The following is a 15,290-nucleotide window of genomic DNA, read 5'->3' as shown; positions in this document are numbered from 1 at the left end:
GTACTAGTAGTATTTTTTATTAAGCGCGTGATGCGTAGATTTCTTTTTCAACATTAATGAAAACTTGTGCGATTACATCATAAGTTTTAGCCCAAGCTTCGATGATTTCATCAGTTGCGGCCTCTCCTAAAACTTCTTTGATTGCCCCAAGTAAGTGCGCTCCAACGATTGGGTAATGTTCTTCTAAAACGCCACAATCACAATGTTTAACTGCGATTTTGTTAACAACAGGCATAATTGCCCCTAAGTTATCAACATTTTGAGCAGCAGCTAAAACAGTCAGAGCTAAAGCTTTTGGTTGTTCACCTGATTTTTGACGCTCCATATTAAAGAGTGGTGCCACTTCAGGATTTTGTTCAAACATATTTTTATAGAATGTTGTTGTAATTTGAATACCGTGTGATTTTAAAGCAGGTACTGTACTTTTAATAATTTCAATTGTTTGTTGATCTAACATAATCATCTCTCCTTATTGTTTGTTGAGGTAACTATATCATAAATCGAATATAATGTTCAAATAATATGAACATTTAATTTTTTTAAAAAAACATGAATTTAAAGATTTGACTGCGGAAGAACAAAGATAACAGAAGAAAATGTTAATGAGAAAAGTTTTCATTTAAAGCGTCTCGTCTTATTTTTAATAAATTTTTATAGAGATTATCATTTAGTAGCCATCTATTAAATCGTGAAGATAACAATCAATAATCACCAAGAAATAGTCAAAACAATAGATACTTTATGTTGTATAATAAGAATAAGTTAAAAAAGGTGGGATTTCGATGCAACTATCCAAATTCAGTGATTATAGCTTTCGTGCACTTATTTATTTAGCACAACATCGTGACCAACTGTGTACCGTTGAAGAATTATCAATGAATCTAAATACATCAGAACAACATATGAAAAAAGTCATTCATAAGTTAGGTAAAACGCCTTATGTCACTTCAATAAAGGGACGTGGAGGTGGACTTCGACTTGGTTGTGAGCCTCAAGAGATAAACTTAGGTGAGATTCTAAAAATTACGGAAGATAATTTAAATATTTTAGAATGCTTTAATAAATCAGCTGGGTGCCCGCTATTATCAAGTGGCTGCAAACTAAAAAGTATTACTTCAGATGCTTTACAAAAATTTATTGAAGAATTCTCAAACTATACATTAGAAGATTTACTTTAACAGGCTAGTTACTAGCCTGTTTTTCATAGTTGTTAGCTTTTATATGACAAAATTTTAGATACTGAGTCTGACTCAAAAAATGTAAAAACATTTTGTTTCTAAAGAGCAGAAAACATATTCTCAGCGTTTTAAGATTATACTGTCTTGAGGTGAGGACATGTATAAAAAATATTTTTTATTAGATGTTTTGAAACAACGAGGAAAATGTAAATTGCCATCCAATGAGACTAGTCGATATCTTGAAGTTTTATTGGTTGAAAATAATCAACCGATTAATTTAAGTCATTGTCAGGTCGAAATTATTCCTTCTCAAGAAAGTGTTGAAATTTTAAAAGATAGAATGGGTACGATTTTAATTAAAATACTTGATTCAATGAATAAGGATTCTAAGTTACAATTAAATATTTATCAACAGGAATTGCTGCGAGTTACAACGAGCTTTGAGGTTGAATTTGAGAAAAAAGAAGAGGTTATGAATCGGAATTTAGTTCAAAATCCACAGGGCCTATTCCACAAAACAGAAATCCGCATGATTGCACATCGAGGACTTAGTGCACTCGCACCTGAAAATACGTTACCGGCTTATGAGTTGGCTGGGAAGTATGGATACTTTGGGGCAGAATGCGATATTCATGAGACGGCGGATGGTGAATTCATTTTGATGCATGATGACTCGATTAATCGAATGACAAATGGATCAGGGAGTCCGAGTCATTATACGAAAGATGAGCTCAAGGCATTTCAAATTGCAGATTCGACCTATCCACATCTAAAAATCCCAACGTTGCAGGAGTATTTAAACGTATGTAAATGTCAGGGGCTTGTTCCTGTCATTGAGGTGAAGCGAATTGGAATCCAAAGTATTGCGACATTATTAAATCAGATTGAAAAATGGGGGCTACTTTCTAATTGTATCATCATTACGTTTCATCAAGAGGTCGCCACTGAAATTAGGAAGCTAGATAAAAATATCGGCCTTCAATGGCTTGCTGATTTAACAAAAGAAAATATTGATTACTGTGCGAAGCATCAAATGAATATCGATTGTCATAAAAAAAATGTCACAAAGGATTTGATTGATTACGCTCATTCTGTTGGTGTTTTGGTGAACGTCTGGACAGTCGATGAAGCAAAAGAAATGGTTAACTTAATTGAGATGGGAACTGACTTTATTACAACTAATAGCTTACTGTACCGTCAAAGTATTAGGGGTAATGGGAAGTGTGAAAGTTATAGCATGAAAAATAGAATTGATTATTTGAGATGTTTAAATCCATTTTTAATTGAGAGCCATGGGAATATAATTCAAGATGGAACTTTTAAATGGCATGATGAGAGTCATATTTTTGAAATGCAAGGAACAAAACAAGCACCTGCAACATTAGAAATTAATCTACCTCAATTATATAAAGGGGATGTTGTGACCGTAAGTTGTGAATACCTTAATCTCTCTGGACAATCTTTAAGTATTAGTTATGGAACAACGAAAAAAGAATTTGAGCAAGTTGTGCCTTCGACATTAGTAGATGATTGGGGATATGCTGAAGTCCAATTTCTTACGTTAAAAGATTTTCAATCCATGAGAGAAGAAACCTCAATGGTACTCATTGGAGCATCCGATTCAAAATCACATTTCATGATTAGAAATGTCAATGTTAAGATCGATTATATGTGAGGATTAGAAGCGTTAAAATTCTTTATTTAAGGAGTCCAAATAAAGGTAGGATATAAACTGTATTTAGCTTAACTAGCTATGAGTTTACATATTAAGCGATTAGAACAATATTTTAATATAACCTTAATTGAGAGCTCTAGTAAGAGGAAGCAGTGCTCATTAAATCAGGTTATTGATATTAAGCATATAAAAGGTGATAAATATAAAAATTTATCACTTTGTATATTTATATATTTAAGTTAAAAAACGACATATTTTTACAAAAAAATGAGGTAAAATCTATAAAATTTTGGTATAATGACGGTGGTTATCAAGGTTATTTTCATATATAACGCAAATATGGTGCGTAAGTTTCTACCCGATTTCCGTAAAAAATCGGACTATGAGAAGAGATAGAACAAGGCCATTCGTTCTATCGCAAGGAGGTAACGACATGAAAAAAAATTCAGCTTATGTTTTAATGGTTCCAGGATTTGTACTATTATTATTATTTTTAATGTTGCCATTATGTTCAATATTATGGCCAACGGTCTTTAATGATGGATTTTCTCTAAATCAATACATCTCATTTTTCCAAGATGAGTATTATTTAGAAATCTTCTATCGAACGCTGAAAATCTCCTTGATTGCTACCTTGGTTTGTACACTGTTTGGAGTGCCGACCGCTTATTTTATTTCGCGTTGTTCACAAAAATGGAAAGGTCTATTAATTGCTATTTCTATTTTCCCGTTATTAACGAATTCTGTTGTTCGTAGTTTTGCTTGGATTAATATTTTAGGTAAAAATGGAATAATCAATAATTTATTAGTGAATATGGGAATCGTTGAACAACCAATTAGTATGCTGTACACTGAGTTTGCCGTTTTAGTCGGAACGATTTATTTATTCTTGCCAATTATGATTATTACGTTAGTTGGAGTGATGGATAATATCGATAACGATATGATGGAGGCAGCTGAGAGTTTAGGGGCAAATCGTTTAACAGCTTTTATAAAAGTTGTTTTACCGATGAGTATTCCAGGTATTATTACGGGAGCAGTTCTTGTTTTTACTGGATCTCTAACAGCATATACAACTCCACAGCTTTTAGGTGGAAATAAAGCATTAGTTTTACCAACTTTAATCTATCAACGTTCAATGACTTTAAATGATTGGACGGGAGCAAGTGTTATCGCAGCCATTATGATTGTGACGACCTTAATTGTCATGAAGGGATTAAACTTCATTGCAGCAAAAGTAGATAAGCGAGGTGAACTAGATGCGTAAACATAAGATGCTAACATTGGTATCAATGTTCGTTTTTGCTTTTCTTTTCTTTCCATTAGTAATTATTACAGTGACGGCTTTTGGAACTGAAAATACAATCTCGTTCCCAATTAAAGGATTTACATTTGATTGGTTCGTGAAGGCATTAACGTCAAAAACATTTATGAATTCTTTCATTTTAAGTTTTAAATTAGCATTAATATCAACTTTAATTGCGTTAGTAATTGGGATTCCAGCAGCTTATGGAATGTCACGTTACTCAGTTAAAGGGAAGAAATTATTAAAAAGTTTCTTCTTATCTCCAACCATTGTTCCTGGAGTCGTGATTGGATATGCATTATTCCAATTCTTAGTGATTAAATTACGTATTCCAGTTTTTCAAGGATTATTATTTGGGCATTTCTTAGTTGTATTGCCTTATATTATCCGCATTGTTGGGGCTTCACTTGAGCAATTTGATTTCTCGATTGAAGAAGTAGCGTGGAGTTTAGGGTGTAATAAAATCCAGACATTCTTTAAGATTGTTTTACCAAACATCTCTAGCGGGATTATTTCAAGTTTCTTATTAGCCTTTATTAATTCATTTAATAATATTCCAGTTTCAATGTTTTTAACGGGTCCAGGAGTCACAACCTTACCAACAGCATTAATGAACTATATTGAATATTATTATGATCCAACCGTATCGGCTGTATCAGTTTTATTAATGGTTGCAACAATCGTTATTATGTTTGTTGTTGAAAAGACACTTGGAATTAATTCATTAGCAAAATAGGAGGAGACACCATGGCATTCGTAGAATTAAATGATATTCGTGTAACTTACGATGGAAAAAATGATATTTTAAAGGGATTAAATTTACAGATGCATGAAGGTGAGTTAGTGTCATTACTTGGTCCAAGTGGATGCGGTAAGACAACAACTTTACGTGTCATTGCTGGTTTTATTGATATAGCTGACGGAGACTTCTTAGTAGATAATGAAAACTTTACTAAGATTCCTGTACATAAACGTAACTTCGGTTTGGTTTTCCAAAGCTATGCTTTATTCCCACATTTAACTGTAAAGGATAACGTAGCCTTTGGGTTAAAGCTACGTAAAATGGATAAACAACAAATTGAAGAAAAAGTCGATAAAATGTTAGAAGTCTGTGGATTACTAGAGTATAAAGATCGTTTACCAAAGCAATTATCGGGAGGTCAACGTCAACGTGTCGCATTAGCACGTGCTTTAGTAATTGAGCCTAAATTATTATTACTTGATGAACCATTAAGTAATTTAGATGCAAAGCTTCGCATCCAAATGCGTGTTGAAATTAAACGAATTCAAAAAGCGTTAGGAATTACAACTGTCTTTGTTACTCACGATCAAGAGGAATGTTTTGCGATTTCAGACCGTGTTGCAGTTATGAATAAAGGCGTTATCGAGCAATACGATACACCTGAAAATATTTATGCTAAACCAAAAACTGAGTTCGTTGCAAGATTTATTGGGTTCGAAAACTTCATTCCAATGAAACATAAATCAGGAAATACATTCTTAAGTGATGATTTAACATTTAGTGTTGATGAATTACCTGATACGACTATTACATTAGGAACTATTCGTCCAGATGATATTGAGATTGTTCAAAGCTCGCAAGAAAACTGTGTCAGTGGAACAGTTTGTGTTCGTACGTTCTTAGGTAAGAGTTATCAATATGAAGTTGAAACAAAGTTAGGGAAAATCGTTGTAAATCATGACGGTGCAGATGTATATGAAATTAATGATGAATTAACATTACATTTACCAGCAAATAAAATCGTATTAGTTTAAACAGGCAAAAAGGAGACGAAGAATATGAAAAAATCATGGAAATTAGCATTAGGTGCTGCAATGGCATTAACCCTTGTTACAGGATGTTCAACAGGTTCTGAAGATTCAGGGAAACAAAAACTAGTTGTTTCAACATGGGGATTAAGTCAAGATGTTTGGGAACAAGAAGTGAAAATTCCATTCGAAGAAAAGTACAACTGTGAATTAGTATTAGATACAGGTGGAACAAATGATCGTTATACAAAATTAGCTAATAATCCAAATTCAGAGGTTGATATTATTGAATTATCACAATCAGCGGCAGCAAATGGATATGAGGCAGGATTATTTGAACAAATTGATTACTCAAAGATTTCAAATGCTTCTTCATTAATTGAGCCTGCAGCAGAATTAGCTGAAAATGGATTCGGGGCTGCTTACACAGTAAATAGTATCGGAATTATTTACAATCCAGATGAGGTTGGATTTGAAATTAATGATTGGTCAGATTTATGGAATGAAGAATTAAAAGGTAAAATTTCAATTCCAGATATCTCAACAACATTTGGGCCTGCTATGGTTTATGTAGCAAATGATTATGCAAATGGAGATATTAAAGAAGATCAAGGTGAAGCAGCATTCAAAGCATTAGCAGAATTACAACCGAACATTGTTAAAACTTATTCAAAATCAAGTGATTTAGCTAATATGTTTGCATCTGGTGAGATTGCTGTTGCTGTTGTGGGGGATTTCGGAATCCCAACGATTGAACAAGCTCAACCTAATGTGAAATTCGTTGTACCAGCATCAGGAACTTACGCAAACTTCAATACAATCGATATTAATAAAAACTCAAAAAATAAAGAGTTAGCTTACGAATATGTAAACTTCCGTTTAAGCCAAGAATTACAAAGCTCAACAGCGATTACTTTAAATGAAGCTCCAACTAATAAAGATGTTGTTTTAGATGAAGAAACAGCATTAAACAAAACATATGGTGAAGTTGCAGCAAATGCTAAAACAATTGATTATTCATTTGTTAATCCATTATTAAATAATTGGATTGATCAATGGAACCGTATTGTTAACCGTTAATTAGGATAGGTGCTCAATATGGATATGATCATTAAAAATATTTCAGTGTATCAAACATTTACTCAACAATTTGAAATAAAAGATGTTTTCATTAAAAATGGTCGATTTGCACAGATCGCAGATTCTTTATCGGTAACAGAAGAAACAGTTATTGATGGAACTGGTCTATATATGGTACCAGGATTAATTGATATTCATATGCATATTGAAAGTTCTATGACTCTACCTTCGCGTTTTTCACAGGCTGTTTTGCCTCATGGGGTTACAACTGTTGTTGCAGATCCACATGAGATTGCAAACGTGTTTGGAATCGAAGGAATTCAATCATTTTTATCCAATGCAACTGCATTGGATATTTTTTATGGAATTCCATCGTCTGTTCCTTCAACATCCCCACATTTAGAAACAACAGGTGGGTTGATTGGAGTAGATGAAGTGAAGGAACTTCTCAATCATCAAAATATTTTATGTTTGGGAGAAGTGATGAACTTTCAAGATTTATGCAAAAAAGAAAGCTCAACTATTAAAGATATTATTAAACTATGTCAAGAATTTAGACCGTCCTTACCGATTGAAGGTCATTGTCCAAAAATTAGTGGTAAAGATTTAGCAGATTTTATTGCAGCAGGAGTTACAGCAGATCATACTCAGCAAACACCTGAAAGTATTATTGAAAAAATTAAAAGTGGAATGTTTTTAGAAATTCAAAAAAAATCGATGACTAAACAGACCATTCAAACGTTAATGGATTATCATTTTTATGATTATTTTGCATTTGTCACAGATGATGTCATGGCAGACAAGTTACCTAAGGGTCATTTAAATGAAATTATTAAATATGCCGTTAAACTTGGAATGCCAGTTGAGAAGGCAATTTATTGTTCGACTTATACGCCAGCTCGTCGAATGCATTTAGAAGATCGCGGAATGATTGCGCCTGGCCGTCTAGCAGATTTTATTTTACTGACTGATGTGGATAACTTTAAGATTCATTCCGTTTACAAGGGTGGGTGTTGCGTAGCCAATGATAGGGAATCGCATCAAGAAAATCATAATCAAATATTCCCAGACCATTTCTACCACTCAATAAAATGTAAAAAGGCTGAGCCTGAAGATTTTGATATTAAGATTTCAGGGAATAAAGTGTTATGTAACATTATTCAAACACAACCACACTCAACATTTACTAAACATATTCAAAAACAGGTTCCGGTTAAAAATGGAATACTTGATTATGAATCACAAAATCTATGTTTATTAACGGTTTATGAGCGTTATGGAAAGAATGGTAATATCGCTCACGCTTTGTTAGATACCCCGATTAAAAAGAGAGGAGCGATTGCAACATCTTGGGCTCATGATCATCATAATGTCATGGTGATGGGAAATGATAAAGAAGATATGATGCTCGCTCAACAGATGATTTGTGAAATGCAAGGGGGCTATGTCGTTGTAAAAGAGGGGCAAGTTTTAGCAAAAGCTTATTTAGAAATTGGTGGTATTGTTAGTGCACAGCCAATTGAAGTATTAGCACAACAACTTAGGGACGTTCGATCTGCTATGCAAGAACTCGGATATGTTCATGATAATGAAATTATGTCATTCTCGACATTATCATTACCGGTATCCCCACAGTTAAAGGTAACTGATATGGGAATGATTAATACATTAACACAGGAAATTGTGCCATTAATTGCGGAGGTTTATCATGAAGACGTTAATTAAAAATGCTTGGATTTTAACAATGGATAAAACGCTATCAACTTATCCACAAGGTATGTTAGTCATAGAAGATGATAAGATTTCGTATGTCGGTGAGTATGATTCAGATATTGAAAAGTATGTGGATGAAGTGATTGATGCATCAGGTGGTATCTTGATTCCAGGAATGATTAATACACATGCTCATGTTTCAATGATTCCATTTCGTTCATTAGGAGATGATTGTCCAGATCGACTTCGTCGTTACCTTTTCCCTCTAGAAATTGAATGCATGAGAGCACCATTAGTCTATGAGGCTGCCCGTTATGGAATCTTAGAGATGCAACGTAGTGGGGTGACTACTTTTTTAGACATGTACTATTTTGAAGAAGAAGTAGCTCGTGCATGTGATGAGATGCAGATGCGTGGAGTACTTGGGGAGACAGTTATTAATTTTCCGACATGTGATTGCGAAGAAGCTTATGGAGGGTTAGCTTATAGTGAACAGTTTATGAGTAAATGGAGCAATCATCCGTTGGTGACGCCAATCATTGCACCACATGCAACCAATACTAATGATACAAAAGCACTACAAGATGCTCATGAGATTGCGGTTAGATATGACACGTTAATTTCAATGCATGTTGCAGAGATGGATTATGAGATGACAGAATTTCGTGAAAAGTATGATATGACACCAGTAGAATATTTAGATTCAATTGGTGTTTTAAGTGATCGATTAGTGGCTGCTCATTGTATCCATGTGAATGAAAATGACATGTTATTAATGGCAAAGCGTGGCGTAAAAGTTGCACATTGTATTGGATCAAATATGAAAGCCGGAAAAGGAATTGCCCCTGTTAAAGAAATGATTGAGCATGGGCTAACTGTTGGTCTTGGAACAGACGGGCCGAGTAGTGGGAATACGTTAGACTTATTTACGCAAATGAAAACAGCAGTTTATGCACAAAAGACTCACTATAAGGATCGTTCACTATTTAAAGCAGAGGAAATTGTAAAACTAGCAACGATTAGTGGAGCCCGTGCCTTAAAAATGGATGATAAAATTGGTTCACTTGAAGTTGGAAAACAGGCCGATATTGTTTTAATTGAAACAGAATCTTTAAATATGTTTCCAATTTATGATCCTTATTCAGCGATTGTGTATAGTGCCAATTCATCTAATGTCCACAGTGTTTGGATTAATGGGGTATCCGTTTTAAAAGAGAAACAATCAATTTTTAATCAGACAGAGATTAAAACGTCACTTCAAAATGAAATGCAAAACTTTGCAAAACGTGCAATAGAGCGTTCAAAAGATTTATAAATGTGAATAAGTAAAGTCAAAAAATCCCGTAAGGTAAATCTTACGGGATTTTTTATTAGATTTATTCGTTGTGGGGGGAAGAATGGGGTGGATTAGATTCAATACAACATTGATATTCCTTTTTCAATTTAGATAATTGTACATTTATTTTTTGAGCTTTTTTGAGCATTTTTTTAGTCTTTTGACTGATACACTGTGCCTGAAAATCAAGAGCCATTAACTCGTTAGTTAAGCATTCAATTTTATTTGCAAGTGTCACACAACGAGAGCACTTTTGGTTAAATTCATACATGTCACCATATTCATGTAACCAGCAATTGATTTTTGAACGGATGACTTTTTGAGCTCTAATGTAATTTGTAGTTGATTCCATATGGGAGATTGCTGAATCTAATTCATCTATTGCTTCTAGGAATTCTTCGTCGATGAGTCGTTGTAAAGCATTATATTTTTGAATCAGAGTTTCATATTCTTCAATTCTTTTGGTCATTCAAATCCCTCGTCTCTCCATTAAAAGGAATATTATGTTATAGGATATGATAGAGGATCCATGACTTGTGCCTTTAAATAGCAACAAAATAATTTTTTATCATGTGGTTAAACTAAGGACAGTTTGATTGAGGAGGATATTTATGGAATCATTAACTGATTGTTACACGTTATCTAATGGTGTTTTATACCCTAGTAGCGGAGGATTAGATTGCTTTTAGCAATCGCCAGGGGATTCATTCCGTGCATTGGTTTTGGAACATGGCAAGCTAAAAGTGGGAAAGAAGCAGCAGATGCTGTTACAACAGCCCTTCATTTAGGTTATCGGCAGCAGCTTATGGAAATGAACATAGTGTCGGAGCTGCTATTGCACGCAGTGGTATTAAACGAGAAGACTTATTTATTACGAGTAAACTTAATAATTTTGATCATGGGTACGAAGAAAATTTGGCAGCTTTTGATAAAACGATGAAAGGATTGGAGCTTGATTATTTAGATTTATATTTAATACACTGGCTAATCTCATTATGCATCGTCATTATTGACAAGAAGCAAATGTTGGGACTTGGAAAGCATTTGAAGAGCTCTACTTTGTTGGGAAAATTCGTGCCATTGGTATTAGTAATTTTCTTCCTCACCCTATTGAGGAGTTATTAAAAACAGCAACGATTGTGCCGATGGTCAATCAGATTCGATTGTGTCCTGGGCATACTCAAGAGGAGGTTGTGAAGTATTGTCGTGAACTTGAAATGTTACTTGAAGCTTATAGTCCGCTTGGGACTGGAAAAATTTTTGAAGTTCATGAGAGGCAACAGTTGGCAGCGAAGTATGGAAAACGTGTCGCGCAAATTTGTATTCGCTGGAGTTTGCAAATGGGATTTTTACCATTACCTAAGTCGGTTCATTATGCTCGAATTGATGAGAATGCGCAAGTTTTTGATTTTAAATTAGATTCTTATGATATGGAACTGATTGCAAATTTAACAGGATGTGTCGGCTATTCACGCAATCTAGATACAACAGATTTTTAAAGCTCAGATGGTTTCTGAACTTTTTTTATTTCTTTAAAAAAGAAGTCTATTCAACAAGTTTTACAAAGGTTAAAAAATGATGGGAGCGTGTTTCTTTTTATTGTGTCTGTAATTTAGTAGAAAGAAATTGATGAATCATTTAAAATCTGCAGTTAATCTCCTTGTTGCTGATACACAGACAAGGGATAATGAGGTATATTTAATATTTATCAAAATGTCAATTGATGTTATGATAAATAAAAAGAGTCTATGGTGGAGAGGTTTAAAGATGTCAGATGCATTAATTACAAAAAGAGCCATTGCGACGGGCCTTAAGGAACTGGTGGATGAGAAGCCTTTTAATAAGATTTCCATTCGAGATATTACGGAAAAATGTGGACTTAATCGTCAGACTTTTTATTATCATTTTCAAGATAAGTATGAGTTAGTGAATTGGATTTATTATCAGGAAGGATTTGTACCTTTAATGGAAGGGGTGACTTTTGAAAATTGGTATTTAAAAGTTGAGGATTTATTAGTGTTGATGAAGAAAGAGCAATCGTTTTACTATAGCACCATTAGTTGTGACGAGCGTGGTATGACAGAGTATCTATTTAATATTACGGCGACTTTATTTAAAGAAGCAATTGAAAAATTAGATGAGTCTCATACCGTACAGCCGGAAGATGAAACGTTTATTTCTCATTTTTTTGCCCACGGGGTATGTGGTACCATTATTTCTTGGGTTAAAAGTGGAATGAGGGAAGATCCTAAACTAGTAGCCATGAATTTGAAATATATTGCCATTAATTGTGAAAAGTTGGCTTATCATCGTTATATGAGTGCCGCATCTGAATAAAAAATAGTTCTTGAGATTTCAAGAACTATTTTTTATTTAAAGAGAAAATCGATTTTAAAAAAGTAAATCATTAGGATTGATAGGCCTCTAATAAGTGAAGTAACCACGCTAGTGTAACATCAGGTGCTTCATGATGTTGAAGGCGAAGGCGTAATTCATGGTATATTAAATTTAAGTCAGGCTCTGTGATTTCTCTTCCACAGAGCAATTGTAAGGCTTCAAGAATATTGCGAGCTGTACGATCTGTTTTTTTTATTTGATGGCGAGTCAAACGTTTGAAAGCTGTTTCGAATAAACGTTGTTTTATTTTTTGATCTAAGGACATGATATCGCCTACTTTAAATGAATTTTATAATTTATTTTATGAAAAATTAGAGATTACGAATATAGACAAAAGGGCCTATCTGTCTAGTATTTAGACAATGTTATATGGATGTCTAGTATTTGGACAAAACGGTTAATTTGTCTAATTTATTTTTAGAAATTTAGTGATACATTAACAGTGTGAACAAAACAAATACTGGGGGTTATAATCCATGAGTAAAAAATCTAATTTAGTCAAAGGGGCAGCATTTGCTGGTGCCGCTTCAGCTGCTATTTACGGTGCTAGAAAATATTATGAAATGAAACAAGAAGGTAATCGTTCAAATTTAGAACTTGATGTTAATCGTGACGTTTACTTTGTCGGTGGAGGACTCGCCTCTTTAGCAGGTGCTGCTTATTTAATTAGAGATTGCAAGTTACTAGGTAATCGCATTCATATTATTGAAGGAATGCATATTTTAGGCGGAAGTAATGATGGAGCCGGTGATGTTAGTAATGGATTTATTTGCCGTGGAGGGCGTATGTTAAATGAGGAAACGTATGAAAACTTCTGGGAGTTATTTTCAACAATTCCATCACTTGATATGCCTCATATGAGTGTGACAGAAGAAATCTTAAATTTTGATCATTTACATCCAACGCATGCTCAGGCCCGTTTAATTGATAAAGAAGGAACGATTTTAGATGTCACAAGTATGGGATTCAATACGGAAGACCGATTAGCGCTTGGTAAATTAATGGTAACACCAGAAGAAGCGTTAGATGATATGACAATTGAAGAATGGTTTGCTCATACACCACACTTCTTTACAACGAATTTCTGGTATATGTGGCAGACAACATTTGCATTCCAAAAATGGTCAAGCTTATTTGAATTCAAACGATATATGGAACGTATGATTTTTGAATTTTCACGTATTGAAACATTAGAAGGGGTAACACGTACGCCATATAATCAATATGAATCAGTTATTTTACCACTTAAAGTTTACTTAGAAGAACATGGCGTTGATTTCAGTATCAATGCTGTGGTAACCGATATTGATTTCGCTAAAGGAGAAGGTATTACTGCTACAGCAATTCATATTGAAACGGCAAATGGTGAAGAAGTGATTGAGTTAAAACCTGAGGATTTATGTATTATGACAAATGGTTGTATGACAGATTGCGCAACGCTTGGTGATTTAAATACTGCTCCAGAATATGCACCACAAAACCCAATTTCAGGTGAATTATGGTCTAAAATTGCAGATAAAAAACCGGGTCTTGGAAATCCAGAACCTTTCTTTGGAAATCCTGAAGAGACAAATTGGGAAAGCTTTACGGTTACATGTAAAGGGAATAAATTATTGAAAATGATTGAGAAATTCTCAGGAAATATTCCAGGTAGCGGAGCTTTAATGACATTTAAAGATTCAAACTGGCTAATGAGTATTGTAGTGGCTGCACAACCACACTTTAAAAATCAACCAATGGATACAACAATTTTCTGGGGATATGGATTATACACAGATAAAGTTGGAGATTATGTTCAAAAACCAATGCGCGAGTGTACAGGGGAAGAGATATTATATGAATTAATTCACCACTTACATTTTGAAGATGAAATGGATGAAATTATGGATTCAGTCGTGAATGTCATTCCATGTATGATGCCATATATCGTTTCACAATTCCAACCACGTAAAATGACTGATCGTCCTCAAGTTGTTCCAGCAGGCTCAACTAACTTTGCAATGATTAGTCAATATGTTGAAATTCCAGAAGATATGGTCTTTACAGAGGAATTCTCAGTTCGTGCTGCACGCATGGCCGTTTATACACTAATGAACTATCACGAAAAAGAAATCTGTCCAGTAACACCATTCAAAAAGAACCCAAAAGTACTAAAAAATGCACTAAAAACATCTTATAGATAAAAAGCTAAGAGACGCGTTTAACTCCGAACAAAAGTTTAAAGTCACCTTAGTGCTTGCAAAGCACAAGCGTGGCTAGAACTTTATGGAGGAGTTGCGTCTTGAAGCTAGATTGATAGATAACCCTGCATTAAATATTTCTAATCCTCGGTTACTCGGATTGAAATATTAATAATGCAGGATAAGATGGGGGCCCCCGGCAGTAAGCGAAGCGAACACTCCTCAATTGCCGGGGATAAAGTCTAGGTACTTAGTAGAAGTTATCTTTAATAACTTTCTAGAGGAGTTACGTCTTGAAGCTAGATTGATAGATAACCTTGCATTAAATATTTCTAATCCTCGATTACTCGGATTGAAATATTAATAATGCAGGATAAGATGGAGGGCCCCCGGCAGTAAGCGAAGCGAACACTCCTCAATTGCCGGGGGATAAAGTCTAGATACTTAGTAGAAATTATCTTTAATAACTTTCTAGAGGGGTTGCGTCTTGAAGCTATAAAGTGAAAAATAACCTCAATCTTTTTATTGAGATTTACTTTTATTAAATGTTCTAATCCAATCTTACTTATTTCCAGTTATCTAATCTCTTAACTAAAGCCAAAAGGAGTTATCTTCTTAGAAGATAGCTCCTTTTGGTTCAATAAGACAAAAAAAA

General features: G+C 34.1%; 16 protein-coding genes and 1 riboswitch. Of the genes, 13 read left to right on the top strand and 3 right to left on the bottom strand.

The window, feature by feature from the left end; genetic code table 11:
- Window positions 1-19: 19 nt before the first annotated feature.
- Window positions 20-457 (bottom strand): globin domain-containing protein, encoded by a 438-nt coding sequence (locus tag HMPREF9402_RS13320; RefSeq protein ID WP_006784271.1) that lies wholly within the window; start codon window positions 455-457, stop codon window positions 20-22.
- Window positions 458-782: 325 nt separating this feature from the next.
- Here HMPREF9402_RS13320 and HMPREF9402_RS13315 point away from each other — a divergent pair, with 325 nt between their 5' ends.
- The 8 genes from HMPREF9402_RS13315 to HMPREF9402_RS13280 all read left to right on the top strand — a co-directional run bounded on the left by HMPREF9402_RS13315 (window position 783) and on the right by HMPREF9402_RS13280 (window position 10,037).
- Window positions 783-1,178, top strand: coding sequence for an RrF2 family transcriptional regulator (locus tag HMPREF9402_RS13315; protein ID WP_006784270.1), 396 nt, complete (start codon window positions 783-785; stop codon window positions 1,176-1,178).
- 157 nt (window positions 1,179-1,335) lie between these two features.
- Entirely contained in the window at window positions 1,336-2,853 is a 1,518-nt protein-coding gene (locus tag HMPREF9402_RS13310) for a glycerophosphodiester phosphodiesterase family protein (protein WP_006784269.1), read from the top strand.
- 302 nt (window positions 2,854-3,155) lie between these two features.
- Window positions 3,156-3,256: riboswitch (purine riboswitch) on the top strand.
- Window positions 3,257-3,286: 30 nt separating this feature from the next.
- The gene (locus tag HMPREF9402_RS13305) at window positions 3,287-4,120 is read left to right on the top strand and encodes an ABC transporter permease (protein WP_006784268.1); all 834 of its coding nucleotides are present in this window, start codon (window positions 3,287-3,289) and stop codon (window positions 4,118-4,120) included.
- Window positions 4,113-4,895 (top strand): ABC transporter permease, encoded by a 783-nt coding sequence (locus tag HMPREF9402_RS13300; RefSeq protein WP_006784267.1) that lies wholly within the window; start codon window positions 4,113-4,115, stop codon window positions 4,893-4,895. Before HMPREF9402_RS13305 ends, HMPREF9402_RS13300 begins: the two co-directional genes overlap by 8 nt.
- 11 nt (window positions 4,896-4,906) lie before the next feature.
- The gene (locus tag HMPREF9402_RS13295; protein ID WP_006784266.1) at window positions 4,907-5,935 is read left to right on the top strand and encodes an ABC transporter ATP-binding protein; all 1,029 of its coding nucleotides are present in this window, start codon (window positions 4,907-4,909) and stop codon (window positions 5,933-5,935) included.
- Window positions 5,936-5,959: 24 nt separating this feature from the next.
- Window positions 5,960-7,009: an ABC transporter substrate-binding protein gene (locus HMPREF9402_RS13290; protein ID WP_006784265.1), complete on the top strand. Its 1,050-nt coding sequence runs from the start codon at window positions 5,960-5,962 to the stop codon at window positions 7,007-7,009.
- Between the two features lie 18 nt (window positions 7,010-7,027).
- Window positions 7,028-8,734 carry an adenine deaminase gene (locus tag HMPREF9402_RS13285; protein ID WP_006784264.1) on the top strand — a complete coding sequence of 569 codons (1,707 nt, stop codon included), beginning with the start codon at window positions 7,028-7,030 and terminating at the stop codon, window positions 8,732-8,734.
- Window positions 8,718-10,037, top strand: a complete 1,320-nt coding sequence (locus tag HMPREF9402_RS13280; protein ID WP_009607651.1) for an amidohydrolase — start codon at window positions 8,718-8,720, stop codon at window positions 10,035-10,037. The genes HMPREF9402_RS13285 and HMPREF9402_RS13280 overlap by 17 nt, the downstream gene beginning before the upstream one ends.
- 61 nt (window positions 10,038-10,098) lie before the next feature.
- Here HMPREF9402_RS13280 and HMPREF9402_RS13275 read toward each other — a convergent pair whose 3' ends face one another.
- Window positions 10,099-10,527 (bottom strand): hypothetical protein, encoded by a 429-nt coding sequence (locus tag HMPREF9402_RS13275; protein WP_009607643.1) that lies wholly within the window; start codon window positions 10,525-10,527, stop codon window positions 10,099-10,101.
- A 210-nt stretch (window positions 10,528-10,737) separates the two neighbouring features.
- Here HMPREF9402_RS13275 and HMPREF9402_RS13270 point away from each other — a divergent pair, with 210 nt between their 5' ends.
- The 4 genes from HMPREF9402_RS13270 (at window position 10,738) to HMPREF9402_RS13260 (ending at window position 12,395) form a co-directional block, all read left to right on the top strand.
- A complete protein-coding gene (locus HMPREF9402_RS13270; protein WP_039931100.1) occupies window positions 10,738-10,998 on the top strand; it encodes a hypothetical protein in 261 nt (86 codons plus the stop codon).
- On the top strand, window positions 10,893-11,183 hold the full coding sequence (locus HMPREF9402_RS14955; protein WP_083809722.1) for an aldo/keto reductase: 291 nt from the start codon (window positions 10,893-10,895) through the stop codon (window positions 11,181-11,183). Before HMPREF9402_RS13270 ends, HMPREF9402_RS14955 begins: the two co-directional genes overlap by 106 nt.
- Window positions 11,129-11,557 (top strand): aldo/keto reductase, encoded by a 429-nt coding sequence (locus HMPREF9402_RS14815; RefSeq protein ID WP_083809721.1) that lies wholly within the window; start codon window positions 11,129-11,131, stop codon window positions 11,555-11,557. The genes HMPREF9402_RS14955 and HMPREF9402_RS14815 overlap by 55 nt, the downstream gene beginning before the upstream one ends.
- Window positions 11,558-11,825: 268 nt before the next feature.
- Window positions 11,826-12,395 (top strand): TetR/AcrR family transcriptional regulator C-terminal domain-containing protein, encoded by a 570-nt coding sequence (locus HMPREF9402_RS13260; protein WP_009607646.1) that lies wholly within the window; start codon window positions 11,826-11,828, stop codon window positions 12,393-12,395.
- Window positions 12,396-12,465: 70 nt separating this feature from the next.
- Here the strand turns inward: HMPREF9402_RS13260 and HMPREF9402_RS13255 are convergent, their stop codons facing one another.
- Window positions 12,466-12,720, bottom strand: a complete 255-nt coding sequence (locus HMPREF9402_RS13255; RefSeq protein WP_006784260.1) for a hypothetical protein — start codon at window positions 12,718-12,720, stop codon at window positions 12,466-12,468.
- A 211-nt stretch (window positions 12,721-12,931) separates the two neighbouring features.
- Here HMPREF9402_RS13255 and HMPREF9402_RS13250 point away from each other — a divergent pair, with 211 nt between their 5' ends.
- Window positions 12,932-14,638, top strand: coding sequence for an oleate hydratase (locus tag HMPREF9402_RS13250; RefSeq protein ID WP_009607641.1), 1,707 nt, complete (start codon window positions 12,932-12,934; stop codon window positions 14,636-14,638).
- Window positions 14,639-15,290 lie beyond the last annotated feature (652 nt).

The organism is Turicibacter sp. HGF1 (assembly GCF_000191865.1).
Classification (GTDB): Bacteria; Bacillota_I; Bacilli_A; order MOL361; family Turicibacteraceae; genus Turicibacter; species Turicibacter sanguinis.
Note: the sequence above shows the minus strand (reverse complement) of the source record. Positions and strands in the feature narration are given on the sequence as shown.